The sequence below is a fragment of the Anoxybacillus sp. ST70 genome (assembly GCF_019553625.1).
GTDB lineage: Bacteria > Bacillota > Bacilli > Bacillales > Anoxybacillaceae > Anoxybacillus > Anoxybacillus gonensis.
In genome coordinates, this window is sequence record NZ_JAHZOF010000008.1 from 19517 (window position 1) to 31817 (window position 12301).

General features: G+C 41.0%; 16 protein-coding genes and 1 pseudogene. 11 read left to right on the forward strand and 6 right to left on the reverse strand.

Annotated features, from left to right (window positions below):
- Positions 1-86 precede the first annotated feature (86 nt).
- Positions 87-239, reverse strand: a complete 153-nt coding sequence (locus tag K1I43_RS11110; RefSeq protein WP_009360856.1) for a gamma-type small acid-soluble spore protein — start codon at positions 237-239, stop codon at positions 87-89.
- A 100-nt stretch (positions 240-339) separates the two neighbouring features.
- Here K1I43_RS11110 and K1I43_RS11115 point away from each other — a divergent pair, with 100 nt between their 5' ends.
- Entirely contained in the window at positions 340-564 is a 225-nt protein-coding gene (locus K1I43_RS11115; RefSeq protein ID WP_026011850.1) for a hypothetical protein, read from the forward strand.
- Between the two features lie 12 nt (positions 565-576).
- Here the strand turns inward: K1I43_RS11115 and mutY are convergent, their stop codons facing one another.
- Positions 577-1665 carry an A/G-specific adenine glycosylase gene (gene mutY / locus K1I43_RS11120; protein WP_033383629.1) on the reverse strand — a complete coding sequence of 363 codons (1089 nt, stop codon included), beginning with the start codon at positions 1663-1665 and terminating at the stop codon, positions 577-579.
- A 56-nt stretch (positions 1666-1721) separates the two neighbouring features.
- Here mutY and K1I43_RS11125 point away from each other — a divergent pair, with 56 nt between their 5' ends.
- The 3 genes from K1I43_RS11125 (at position 1722) to K1I43_RS11135 (ending at position 3124) form a co-directional block, all read left to right on the forward strand.
- Complete coding sequence (locus K1I43_RS11125) at positions 1722-2699, forward strand: metal-dependent hydrolase (protein ID WP_019418560.1); 978 nt, start codon at positions 1722-1724, stop codon at positions 2697-2699.
- 91 nt (positions 2700-2790) lie between these two features.
- The gene (locus tag K1I43_RS11130; protein ID WP_019418561.1) at positions 2791-2958 is read left to right on the forward strand and encodes a small, acid-soluble spore protein K; all 168 of its coding nucleotides are present in this window, start codon (positions 2791-2793) and stop codon (positions 2956-2958) included.
- A 1-nt stretch (position 2959) separates the two neighbouring features.
- A complete protein-coding gene (locus tag K1I43_RS11135) occupies positions 2960-3124 on the forward strand; it encodes a YpzG family protein (protein ID WP_006322047.1) in 165 nt (54 codons plus the stop codon).
- Positions 3125-3148: 24 nt separating this feature from the next.
- On the opposite strand, the gene K1I43_RS11140 is transcribed toward K1I43_RS11135, so the two are convergent.
- Both K1I43_RS11140 and K1I43_RS11145 read right to left on the reverse strand, forming a co-directional pair.
- Complete coding sequence (locus K1I43_RS11140; protein ID WP_009360852.1) at positions 3149-3469, reverse strand: YfhH family protein; 321 nt, start codon at positions 3467-3469, stop codon at positions 3149-3151.
- 53 nt (positions 3470-3522) lie between these two features.
- Entirely contained in the window at positions 3523-5169 is a 1647-nt protein-coding gene (locus K1I43_RS11145; protein WP_009360851.1) for an L-lactate permease, read from the reverse strand.
- Positions 5170-5327: 158 nt separating this feature from the next.
- On the opposite strand from K1I43_RS11145, the gene K1I43_RS11150 reads away from it, so the two are divergent.
- Positions 5328-5996: an SDR family NAD(P)-dependent oxidoreductase gene (locus K1I43_RS11150; RefSeq protein WP_026011852.1), complete on the forward strand. Its 669-nt coding sequence runs from the start codon at positions 5328-5330 to the stop codon at positions 5994-5996.
- A 6-nt stretch (positions 5997-6002) separates the two neighbouring features.
- On the opposite strand, the gene recX is transcribed toward K1I43_RS11150, so the two are convergent.
- Positions 6003-6803 (reverse strand): recombination regulator RecX, encoded by an 801-nt coding sequence (recX, locus tag K1I43_RS11155; RefSeq protein ID WP_019418565.1) that lies wholly within the window; start codon positions 6801-6803, stop codon positions 6003-6005.
- A gap of 68 nt (positions 6804-6871) precedes the next feature.
- Between recX and K1I43_RS11160 the strand changes: the two genes are divergently transcribed.
- The 6 genes and pseudogenes from K1I43_RS11160 to K1I43_RS11185 all read left to right on the forward strand — a co-directional run bounded on the left by K1I43_RS11160 (position 6872) and on the right by K1I43_RS11185 (position 10495).
- Complete coding sequence (locus tag K1I43_RS11160; RefSeq protein ID WP_019418566.1) at positions 6872-7774, forward strand: TIGR01777 family oxidoreductase; 903 nt, start codon at positions 6872-6874, stop codon at positions 7772-7774.
- A gap of 41 nt (positions 7775-7815) precedes the next feature.
- Entirely contained in the window at positions 7816-8943 is a 1128-nt protein-coding gene (locus tag K1I43_RS11165) for an amidohydrolase (protein WP_009360847.1), read from the forward strand.
- A gap of 243 nt (positions 8944-9186) precedes the next feature.
- Positions 9187-9744, forward strand: a complete 558-nt coding sequence (locus tag K1I43_RS11170) for a GNAT family N-acetyltransferase (protein ID WP_026011853.1) — start codon at positions 9187-9189, stop codon at positions 9742-9744.
- A gap of 95 nt (positions 9745-9839) precedes the next feature.
- Positions 9840-9968 (forward strand): YfhE family protein, encoded by a 129-nt coding sequence (locus tag K1I43_RS11175; protein ID WP_009360845.1) that lies wholly within the window; start codon positions 9840-9842, stop codon positions 9966-9968.
- 70 nt (positions 9969-10038) lie between these two features.
- Positions 10039-10179, forward strand: a pseudogene (locus tag K1I43_RS11180) (YfhD family protein); the annotation flags it as partial.
- Positions 10180-10285: 106 nt separating this feature from the next.
- Complete coding sequence (locus K1I43_RS11185; RefSeq protein ID WP_009360843.1) at positions 10286-10495, forward strand: hypothetical protein; 210 nt, start codon at positions 10286-10288, stop codon at positions 10493-10495.
- Positions 10496-10531: 36 nt separating this feature from the next.
- Here the strand turns inward: K1I43_RS11185 and K1I43_RS11190 are convergent, their stop codons facing one another.
- Positions 10532-12223, reverse strand: coding sequence for a methyl-accepting chemotaxis protein (locus tag K1I43_RS11190; RefSeq protein ID WP_019418569.1), 1692 nt, complete (start codon positions 12221-12223; stop codon positions 10532-10534).
- Positions 12224-12301: the final 78 nt, after the last annotated feature.

Consider the following 12301-nt stretch of genomic DNA (forward strand, 5'->3'; position numbering starts at 1 on the left):
TTTCATTCGACGCTTTTTCCTCTATTATACCGTTAATAAGCAATGAAGAAAAAGAGCATCGGACGAAAACCGATGCCCTTTGCCCGTTATTGATTTTTCTTTGCTTCTGCTTTCGCGTTTTGTTGTTTCACATGTTGAACATCTGTTTCAGTTGAAAACTCTGTTCCGTACTGACCAGCATTTTGCTGTTTCACATGTTGAATGTTTGTTCCTGCAATCGTTTTGTTTGGCTTCATCATTCTCACCTCCACGCTCATTACTTTGTACCGTCTATTTAAAAAATATCCGTATGAATAATTTTTTGTTTCACTTTCTACACTACATAAAGAGGTGAAAACGATGTATATTGGACGCGATTTAACGGCCTTACAAATGATTCCTAAACAGCAATGGAAAGATAGCGAGTTAGCGTTTTTTCATCATGCTCTTCAACAAGTCACTCCGTATTTAAACGTTGAGGGACAAACAATGCATCGTGAGATTGTGGAAGAAATTGAAGCAAGAGGCAGTTTACAGCGAAACGAAGCGACATATACGAATGGAACGCGCGTATTTTACGAGTAAAGGCGTTTGCCTTTACTCGTACGCTTGCCATATTTTTTGATATATAACTGGGAATGCATATTGCTTAAGCTCATCGATTGTCACCCATTTATTCGTTTCATCTCCCATTTGTAATTCCAGCGCGTTCCCTTTATATGCTTCAATATGCCATACAACATGGGAAAAGACGTGCTCAAATGAACCGATTCGCTCTAGCGAACGAATGACGACATGATATCGTTCACTTATTTCTTTTACAAATGCTTCATCGTTTCGTGTTGGAGCATGTTCATCATTTGGGAATTGCCATAAATTTGCCAACAACCCACGAGGCGGGCGTTTTTGAATGAGTATATTTCCCTTTTCATTCATAAGCACAATGGCACGAAAAGAAACACGTTTCGGTGCTTTCCCTTTTGTTTTTACAGGTAGCTCAGTTTCTACCCCTTCTGCAAACGCCCGACAATGACGCTGAACAGGACATAGAAAGCAACTCGGATTTTTCGGCGTGCAAACGAGCGCACCAAGTTCCATTAACGCTTGATTAAAATCAGACGGATTGTCGTGTGAAATAATTTTGGAAACAATGTTTTCAAACTTTTTTCGTGTACTTCCTTTCGCAATATCATCTGTTATATAAAAAATACGCGACAATACTCGCATAACATTTCCATCTACCGCAGGTTCAGGAATGCCGTAAGCGATGCTTAACACCGCTCCTGTCGTATACGGCCCAACACCTTTTAATGAAGAAAACTGCTCTTTGGACGCAGGTACACATCCTCCGTACTTTTCTTTCACTTCTTTTACCGCTTCATGCAAATGACGAATACGCGAGTAATAGCCGAGCCCTTCCCACGCCTTTAACACTTCTTCTTCTTCCGCCTCAGCCAACGCGTCTAAAGTCGGGAACTTTTCGATAAACTGATAAAAGTAAGGAATGACTGTATCGACTCGCGTTTGTTGAAGCATCACTTCAGATACCCATATTTTGTAAGGATCTTTATCTTTTCGCCAAGGCAAATCACGTTGCTCTGTTTGAAACCAATGAATTAAATCATGTTGAAACTGCTCAATATGAAAATGAGCCAATATTTGTTGTACATTTTCTTTCACGTTCATTCCTCCAAGGTGGTAAACTAAAAGTAAGTTCAGTCGGAAAAAAGGAGGCCTTTTATTTGGATACAGGTACACACGTTTTAATGGGGTTTGCATTAGGTGGATTAGCTACATTTGATCCAACGATCGCTAACGATCCAACGCTCGCGCATGCCGTGCTTATCGGCACGCTCGTCGGCTCACAAGCACCTGATATTGACACCGTGTTTAAACTAAAAAATAACGCGAAATATATTCGCAATCATCGTGGCATGACGCATTCGATCCCCGCTTTGTTCATTTGGACGTTGCTCATTAGTGTCACTCTCTTTTATATATATGACACGTCGTTTTTTCATGTAGCCCTTTGGACATTTATCGCCGTCAGTGTACACGTGTTTGTCGATATTTTCAATTCATATGGCACGCAAGCGTTGCGTCCTTTTTCAAAAAAATGGGTTGCGCTCGGTATCATTAACACGTTCGATCCGTTTATTTTTATTGTTCACTTAGCTGGCGTCGTCTTATGGTTGAACGGACAACATGCGGGGTATACGTTTCTAGCTGTATATGTCGTGCTCATTGGTTACTATATCATTCGTTTTCGTCAACAACAAGCAATAAAACGCAAGTTGAAACAAATGTTTCCGGATGTTGAACAAGTCATTACCGTTCCGACAATAAAATGGAACGAATGGCATTTGGCTGTGACGACATCAAACCATTTTTACGTTGCGCGCGCGCAAAATGGGACAATTGCTGTACTTGACATATTCGAAAAATGTCCGATTCCAGACATCCCAATCATTGAAAAAGCAAAACAAGATGAAAATTTAGCTGCATTTTTATCTTTTTCCCCCGTATATCGTTGGGAAATTCATGAATATAACGATCATTATGAAGTGCGTTTCATCGACTTGCGTTACCGAAGCAAAAATTATTATCCGTTTGTAGCCGTCGTCCAACTCGATCTCGACCTAAACATTGTTAGCTCATATACAGGATGGATTTTTAGCGAAAAGAAATTGCGCAAAAAATTAGAACTGATTCCAAGCTAAAGCAACCATGCTCGTTCATAAATAGACGTTTATTAACGAATACTATACGTGTGCTCAAAAAGCACGAAATGAACGGCTGGGGGGACTAACATTGAGCAATAAAGAACGAGGCTTTCCGAATCAAAACAATGAAAAATTAGAAGGCGAGCCACGCGCAAAAGCAGAGTACGCATCAAAACGTGCGAACGGCACGATTAATACGCACCCTCAAGAACGAATGCACGCGTCCAATAAACGAGGCGACATCGAGGAGGAATAAAATGGGTAAACATTGGCGTAAAAAATTTTATGATAACCGCTATTCTGATCCGTTCCCGCAACCATGGGCAAACCCGAAACACGCCCACGCTCAAGTAAATGGCGAAACACAGCAATCACAAAGTTTAATGATTTTACATTCCGAAGTAAGTAAAAGGAAAATTTAATGGAAAAAGAGGTTGACGGACGTGTCAACCTCTTTTCTTTAGCAATGAAATGGGCAACGCCACTTCGGTGTGCGGATCATTTAAACGATACCCCCATGCGAATACGCCGTTTATATATTGAAGTTTAAATAACGACTGCGCATCTCCTTCAATTTCGTAAAATTCCCCAGGTTGAAAGTCATCGGGATTTAATAAGTATGCTTTAGCCATGGCAATTTTCCGCTCATATACCGCGTATTCGTTCACCATTCCCATTTGTTCTGCTTTTCGTGCTTTTTCAGTTAATGTGGCGATCTCTTGTTTTAATTCCCATTCGTTCATTTCACTATATCGTTTTTGATCCATTCTCCCCACTCCACTTTATGACAACTTCATTTTCATCGTATCATAAAGTGAAGCTAAAATACATAGATCAAGAGGAGGCTAAATATTCCAGTCATCAATACGTAATAAAGCATTGGAATGAGTGTCATACGAATGATCGTTCCTTCTTTCCCAGCAAGACCAACAACGGAAGCTGCCGCAACAACGTTTAATACACAAACCATGTTGCCCGCATTCGCCCCTAACATTTGTCCAGCGATGACGATATGATGCGGCACTTGAATTTGATCAGCAATGCTAAATTGGAATAAAGAAAACATCATATTACTAAACGTGGCACTACCGGAAATAAACGAACCGAGCGAACCGATTAAAGGAGCAACGAGCGGCCAAGCAGCCCCCACTCCCCCTGCGACGAGCGATGCTAACTCAATTGGCATACTAGCAAGCCCTGCATCGTTTACACTAGAGTTAATAAAAATGCGCACCATCGGCACAGCTGTTCCGAGCGCAATGGCACTACCGATCAACGTATATGCGGACTCTTTCATCGTCGCCACGACATCTTCCCGTTTCATTTTATGCATAAAAACGGTGATGAGAATGACGACAAGGAAAATCGTCCCTGGCAAATATAACGGTTCAATTGATGTGCTAATGTTCGTTCCTAAAATGTTGTTAAACTGTATTTTCACAGAACGTAACCATGCTTTTAACGGCAAGTTTTGTAACCTTGTCAACACTAAAATAAGCGCAACAAGAATATACGGCATCCATGCAAGTAAAAGAGGCATTTCACTTTTTTGTACGTTCGCCACATGTTGTACTTCATCTGTTTTCTTAAAATCCCATGGCTCTTTCGGCAATAAAAATCCTTTTTTCGCCGCTGGGACAACGATCGCTAAACCAATTAACCCACCGATCATGGACGGGAACTCTGGTCCGAGAAAAGAAGCAACGAGAAATGCTGGAAGTGTAAAGCTAAGCCCCGCAAATAAAGCAAACTTCCAAATTTCAAATCCTTCTTTCCACGAACGATTTTCTCCAAAAAAACGCGTTAAAATAAGCACTAAAATAAGCGGAATGAACGTACCGATTACAATGTCAAATGACACTGCTTGTTTTGCGAGCGTTTGAAGGAACGAAGATAAATCGGCTGTGCCGATCACTTGTTGCACTTGTTCAGCAACGGAATTTCCTTCACGAAGCCCTTGATCTACCCCGACAATAATCGGTGTTCCGACTGCACCGAACGAAACAGGACTACTATCTGCGACAAGGGCAACGACAACCGCAGCAAGTGGCGGAAACCCTAAAGCAACAAGAAGTGGAGCCCCGATGGCTGCAGGCGTTCCAAATCCTGCTGCCCCTTCAATAAACGCACCAAACAACCAGGCGATAATAATGACTTGCACACGTCGGTCGCGCGTAATGCCTAAAAATCCGCTTCGAATCGTATCCATCGCTCCACTTTTCGTCAACGTATTTAACAACAAAATCGCACCGAAAATAATCCATAAAATTGAAATGGCTACAATTACCCCTTCAATCGTTGCAGCTGCCACTTGAATGCCGGGCATTTTCCAAACAAATAACGATAACATAACAGTAATAAGAAAACTAATCGGCATCGCTTTTGCCGCTGGTAAACGCAATAAAACGAGAAAAAGAAAGACAGCTAATACTGGTGTAGAAGCTGTAATCACTTGTAAAAAGCTCATATTGTTCCCCTTTCTTTGTTGTAATATAATGACATAAGACATTATACCATATGTTTGTGCATATATTCACAATTACATTTGACTACTTCTTGACAACTACTTAATGTATACGTTTTCCATATTGTTGTGAATATATGACGTGCGAAAGGATGAAAGTAATGGAAAGTATCATTATCACAGGGGCTGGAACGGGTCTCGGAAAAGAACTTGCCCTTTTATATGCACAACGAGGGTACGAAATCATTTTAGTCGGGAGAAGAAAGGAGCCACTACAATCTGTCCAACGACAAATTGAATCTTTTGGAGGGAAGGCAGTTGCTTTTTCGCTTGATATTACAAATAATGAACAAGTGCATAAAGCAGCGGAAATGCTTTGTCAGAAGCATAACGTAACGATGCTCATTAACAATGCAGGCGTCGGCTATTTCGGACCGCTTGAACAAATGACGGAACAACATATTCATGAAATGATCGACATTAACGTCAAAGGCACAATATATATGACAAAAGCGTTTCTTCCGTATTTTAAGACGTTGCCAGAAGCAAATATGATGAACATTATTTCGACAGCTGGGTTGCGTGGCAAAGTCAACGAAAGTGTGTACGTTGCAAGTAAATTCGCCGTACGCGGATTTAGCGAAAGTCTTGTGAAGGAGCTTGCAGAAACGAATGTTGCCGTCACCGCTGTATATATGGGTGGGATGAACACGCCGTTTTGGGACGATTGTAACCATATTCAAGATCGCTCTCGTCTTCGCTCCCCAAAACAAGTAGCCGAAACGATCGTAAATGAATATAAACGCCAACCAGAAATCATCGTTGAATAGGAGGAATTAATCCTCCTTTTTCTTTTCCAAAAATTTCTCAATTAACGAAATCGGAAACCCTTTTCGGTACAGTGCTTGTTTCATTTTTTGTTCGTACGTATAGCGGTCATATGTTTCATAGCGACGATGTGCTTTTTCTCCATGATATACGAGCGCTTCCCATTGTTCTTCATCGTTTAAAGTGATCTGTTGCTTTACCCTCTCAATGATATGAACAGGAAAACCTTTCATATGCAACAGTTGCGCTATATACGCTTTTTGTTCTTGATATGATCGTCTTTTTGATTGTTTATTTACTTTTTCAACCCACTTCATCGCTTTATCCTGTTGCATCTCTTCCGTATAACGCTCCATCGCTTTCGCAATCGTATCTTCACATATTCCTTTATCTATCAGTTCTTTATAAATGACATAAGGTCCTTTCATCGTCGTATTTACTTGCGTTTGCACGTACGCATGTGCAAATTGTTCATCGTCGATATATCGCTCATTTTGTAGCTTCCCCATTACTCGTTCAATCGCCCCACGATCTACCCCTTTTTTTTCTAAATAATCCGTAACTTCTTGTTTCGAACGCATACGGTAAGCTAAAAAACGAAGCGCCATCTTATATGCTTGTGTTTCGTCATCTTTTTTTATCATTTCCATCCATTGCTTTTCTGTTACTGTCATTCCTTTTTTCAGCCGATACTCAATCAATACGTCTTGATCCACAGAAACGAGTTGTTTCTCTCCATCTTCTTTGACAAGATGAACGTAAAAACGTTCAGCATTTTTCTTATCCACCTCAATTTTTTCAATTCGCATCGTTAAACACACCTTTTCTTTCTTTTTCTTTTTAAAAAACGCATAATATAAGGAAAGGAGGGAAAATAATGAATATTTTAATTGCTGGAGGAACCGGATTTGTCGGTAAAGCATTGACGACATATTTTACACAAAATGGCCATCATATGTATATATTAACGCGAAACGCTCAAAAGCGGGAGAGCGATCCGTATGTTCATTATATACAATGGCTAACGGTAAATCCTATCGAGCAATTACCTTCGATCGATATTGTCATTAATTTAGCTGGTGAATCGATTAATAGCGGACGATGGAACGAAGCGAGAAAGCGAGCCATTGTAGAAAGTCGATTACAAGCAACAAACGCGATATATGACCTTATCACCAATATGAAACAAAAGCCGAGCGTTGTCATTCAAGCGAGCGCTATTGGCATTTATGGCACGTCGCTTGATCAGACGTTTACAGAGCGAAATGAAACGACAGGAACAGACTTTTTAGCTCAAACCGTCAAACGATGGGAAGAAGCTGGACGGCGCATGGAAGCGCTCGGCGTACGAACCGTGTTTATGCGTTTTGGCATTATTTTAGGAGGAGACGGTGGGGCCCTTCCTCGCATCGTTCTTCCTTACAAATGGTTCATTGGAGGAACGATTGGACAAGGTAATCAGTGGATGTCATGGGTTCATATGGACGATGTCATTGGCGCAATTGATTTTTCGATTCGACATAAAAACATATCGGGTCCGATTAACGTCACTGCTCCACATCCTGTAACGATGGAAAAGTTCGGGAAAGCAGTCGCAAACGTATTACAACGTCCACATTGGCTCCCAGTTCCATCCTTCGTTCTAAAAGTGTTGTTAGGGGAAATGAGCATACTTCTGCTAGAAGGACAGCGCGTAATCCCAGAAAAACTTCTTCAAGCAGGATATCATTTTTCATTTCCCACTATTGATCAAGCGCTAGCGAACATACTAAAATCGTGACGAATACACTATACGAAAAAGAAATAAAGGAGCTTCTTGGCATGAAAAGCATATTGCTTAAATATGGGATCGTATATCCAATCACCTCCCCTCCAATGAAGGGAGCAGATGTACGTATTGAGAATGGAAAAATCACAGATATTGGTTATGACCTTCCTGTTCATGACGGAACAGAAGTGATCGATGTATCAGGAAAATATGTTTTCCCTGGTTTCATTGATGTGCATACACATCTCGGTTTGTATGATGAAGGAACTGGATGGGCAGGTAACGATGCAAATGAAACAATTGAAACGATGACTCCTCATGTGCGTGCCATTGATAGCGTATATCCGCTCGATCCCGGCTTTCGAGATGCGATCGAACACGGCATTACGACGGTTCATATTATGCCTGGAAGCGCGAATGTCATCGGGGGAACGACGGCAGTCATTAAGACGTATGGGAAAAACGTCGAAAACATGATTATTAAACAGCCAGCTGGGTTAAAAATCGCACTCGGTGAAAATCCGAAACGAATGCATAGTCAAGGGAATAAAGAGTCGCTCACGCGCATGGGCATTATGGGAATGCTTCGCGAAACGTTTTACAACGCAAAATATAGCGATTGGCCGCACGATTTTCGCACAATCCCGATCATTCAAGCATTAAATCGTGAAATTCCGATTCGTGTTCACGCCCATCGCGCCGATGATATTTTGTCCGCTATTCGCCTAGCGGATGAGTTTGGGCTTGATTTACGGATCGAACATTGTACAGAAGGACATTTAATCGCTGAGGAGCTACAAGGACGAAACTTGCAAGTTTCCGTCGGACCAACATTGACACGCCGATCCAAAGTAGAACTTAAAAATAAAAGTTGGAAAACGTACAAAATTTTATGTGATGCAGGTGTTCACGTCTCTATTACTACAGACCACCCGTACACGCCAATTCAATATTTACACATTTGTGCTGCAATTGCTGTTCGTGAAGGACTTGATGAACAAAAAGCGCTCGAAGGAATTACAATTTTACCAGCACGTAATTTAGGAGTAGACGACCGTGTCGGCAGTTTAGAGGTTGGAAAAGATGCCGATATTGTCGTTTGGAATTATCATCCGTTTCATTATATTGCAACCCCTATATTTACAATGATTAATGGGGAAATAATATACAAAAAAAATTAATAAAAAAACTATTTATTTTTTACACCGTTTCAAGTATGATATAAAAGGTTATATGCGAAATATACGTTCAAAACTATATATCGATGCGACAGTAAGGGAAGGCAAATGGTGCGCCACCAGCCATGCGCTGGTTCTAGTGGGTTCGATTCCCACCCCGAAATTTTTTGATTTGCATAAATTAAAAAATTTCGAGGGTGGCTCGTTCCCTATGGTCGACTGCCCTCGTGAATGGAGGGAGATTCGATGTTAAAAAAACGCGAACTACAAGATTGTCAAGCGTTATACGAGCTTATGGTGCACCCAGACGTCTTCCCTTTCGTGCGCCATAAAGCATATTCATACGAGGAGTTTTTGTTTATAACGAAGCAAACGATTGAAGCCGAAGAACGCGGTGAACTCATTTCGCGCACCATTTTAGATGAGTGGGGCAATCCGATTGGAACGATTAACTTATTTGACATTGAAGATGGCGCTGGTTTTTTAGGCACATGGCTTGGCAAGCCGTATCATGGAAAAGGGTACAATCAAATAGCTAAAGACGCCTTCTTTAATGAACTGTTTTACGAACGTTCCATCAACACGATCTTCATGCGCATTCGCAAAGTCAACGTCCGCTCCACAAAAGCCGCTGAAAAACTTCCTTATGTCACCCTTGCTAATGAAACGAGAAAGCAATTATGGGAAGCAATAAACCAAGGCGAAGATATATATAACTTATATGAAATTTCAAAGGACAACTATACGTTGTATGCGATGCGCCAACAAAGACTTGACGATGAACAACAAAGAAAAGAAGCGTAACCTGTTCTGCACGAACAGGTTTTTTTATTTGGATAATTTTTTATTTTTCTGTTCATAATGTTAACGTGACATTTTTATAAAAGTGAGGGATACATATGTCTGACAAAAAGAAACGTGAGAAAACAAAAAGTACGCTCTCTAGCGCACAAGAAGTGACATACGCCCGCGATTTTAAACGCGCAGACCAAGCCGGTGGATTTACCGACAAACATGCTCGTCATTAACAACATTCGCCATTCATTTTTTCCATTGTTCATCACATGCTACTAGTGAGATGAGCAATAAGGAGGGATGGAAGTGCCAAAACCGATCAAACCAGACGGACATGATGTCAAGTTTTCTGCAGAACTTGCCGATCATGAGGATTTAGAAGCACAAGCACGCGCTGAAGCAGCTAACATTCGCCAAAGCCAAAAAGAAAAAAATCATCGGTAAAAGGAAAGGTGTCCCAACATCATGACGGGACACCTTTGTTGATCCACATGTGCATTTTAATAGTGACATATTCTTGTTATAATACAAACAGAGAGGGAGAAACGATATGGGAAAAGAAAAAGGAAAAAACATTTTGCTTATCGTACTTATTACAACGTTAGTGATGTCTTTCTTACTATTTTTTCTCGGTTATTACCGTATAGGTTTTGCAATCGGTGCAATTTTCATGATTTTGTCGCTTTCCGTTGGACAATGGTATTCATTAAAAAGCAAAGAGGAACTATATCGCTCCACATATAAAGATCGTCACCGATAACATACTCTCGCTTCCCCTTATAATCAAGAGACTTCTTTATACTTTAAACGTTGCGACAGCATTGCGTAATTGCTCCGCCATTTCAGCTAAAGATGTAGCGGCAGATGTCACTTCTTCACTTGAAGCAAGCTGCTCTTCAGAAGAAGCAGAAATTTCGGCCGTCCGTTCAACAAACCGTTTCGCAATAGACGATACTTCATCCATTGAAGCATGCACTTGATGAACGCCTGCTGACATTTGCTCTGAAATCGCTGATAGTTCTTGGATTTGTGCATTCACTTGTTCAATGGAACGCAAAATTTGCCCAAAGAACGTTCCTGTCTGCTCCACTAATTTTGTTCCTTGTTTCACTTCTTCCGTTCCTTTGCCGACAATTTGCACAACATAACCGGTGTTTTGTTGAATCATCTCAATTAATTGCGCAATTTGATTTGCCGATTCGCGAGATTGCTCTGCGAGTTTACGCACTTCATCCGCCACAACCGCAAATCCTTTTCCGTGTTCTCCGGCACGTGCCGCTTCAATCGCTGCGTTAAGTGCTAATAAATTCGTTTGTTCAGCAATGCCGACGATGACGTCAACAATTTTTCCAATTTGGGCCGACTTCTCATCTAACTCTTTAATAACTACATTTGTTTCGTTTGTTGATTCGTTAATCGTATTCATTTGCGTCACAACTTGTTGTAAATATTGCTGGCCAACAGTAGCTTGTTTTGTCGTTTCTGTTGCGGAGTTCGCCACGACGGTTGCTGTTTGAGCCATTCGCTCAATTCCTGCCGCCATTTCACCGATCGCTTGCGAACTCTCCTCCGCATGTTTTCCTTGCATTTCTGCTCCTTGGGCTACTTCTTGAATCGCTGTCGTCACCTCTTCTGTCGCTGCGCTTGCCTGTTCAGCACTTGCCATCAACTCTTGGGCGGAAGCAGACACATGCTCAGTCGCTGTGCTTACTTGTTGAATAAGCTGTTTTAAATTGTGAACCATTTGGTTAAACGATTTTGCTAATTTACCAATTTCATCACGATTTGCTACATGAATATCATCAACTGACAAATCGCCGTGTGCAATTTTTTCGGCATGTTCAGAAATTTGTTGAACAGGTCTTGAAATTTTTTCGCTCATATATAAAGCTAAGGCCATACTAACAAGAAAAGAGATACCGATTGTAATAAGCGTCGTATACTTCATGTCTTTCGCTTGTTCAGACAACGTTTCACTCATTTGCTGCAAATGCTTCACTTGCGTCGCACGCGCTTGTTCTCCTGCCTCTGTCACTTCAACCGTAATCGCATTTCCTCGCTCTTTCATAATCCGTGAAATTTCATCCATTTGACCTTGCTTTTTAAACTCTATCGCTTGTTTCGCAATGTCGCGATACTCTTGCTCTGCTTTTACTAGACGATCAACCTCTTGTTTTGCCTCATTTTCTAGTTGTAATGATGCAATCATCTCTTGGTTATCTGTAAACTCGCTCGCTGCTTGCTCAAATGCGGTTAAGCTTTCCGGCTTTCCATTAATTAAATACCCCCGCACAGCAATTTGTTCGCGTAACATCGCATTTTGCATATTTGTCACGAGCGTAATTCGTTCAAATCCTTTGTTCATCGCTTCTGAATATTGTTGATCAATTGTCTCTAGCCGATTATATGTAAGCATACTTACAACAATAAACAACAATAATACCGAAAGAAACGTCGCCACTAATTTTTTTCTGACTGTTACCTTCATGCTGTCTTCATCCTCCTATGTTAATAAAAATAAAAGCTGCCTAAAAAACAAATACATAGGCAGCTATCGTTCGACAGT